1 protein-coding gene and 1 pseudogene are annotated in these 464 nt (G+C 34.1%); one reads left to right on the plus strand and one right to left on the minus strand.

Going from position 1 to position 464, the window contains the following annotated elements; genetic code table 11:
- Positions 1–138 (minus strand): ribbon-helix-helix domain-containing protein (locus ACODS7_RS32570; protein ID WP_488828694.1); only part of this gene is annotated, 138 nt, incomplete at its 3' end.
- A gap of 109 nt (positions 139–247) precedes the next feature.
- On the opposite strand from ACODS7_RS32570, the pseudogene ACODS7_RS32575 reads away from it, so the two are divergent.
- Positions 248–464, plus strand: a pseudogene (locus tag ACODS7_RS32575) (hypothetical protein); the annotation flags it as partial.

Consider the following 464-nt stretch of genomic DNA (forward strand, 5'->3'; position numbering starts at 1 on the left):
TAAATCGCTAACAGCTTCGTCTAGTAATTTAGATTTATTAATACGAGTGTCTTTCGCTAATTGGTCTAAATCATACCAAAGTTCTTTAGCAATTGCATTCGAAAGTGTCTTACGATTTTTTAAGCCTCGGTTTTCCATTTCTACCACCTCTAATGTAATTATATAAATGATTTAAATTACTTTCAACTACTTGTAACTACATGTAGTTAGTTGTATAATAAATTTAGAATCTTAAACGAAAGGTAGTGTGATAATCGTGAACTGTCCATACTGTGCAACTCCGATACAAGTTGATAAGAATGGTGTCGTACAAGAGATTTGTGAATTCTGTGGTGGTTATATGCGGGAACAACAAACAGGTATCTTACAGCTTTGTCAGAATGGGGAGCGTTTTGAATTTACTAAGATGCAACAACTCTTCTTAGAACACATTCATCAGTCTGTAGAAGAGTTGAAGCAGTATC

Source organism: Bacillus sp. FG16, from assembly GCF_057809515.1.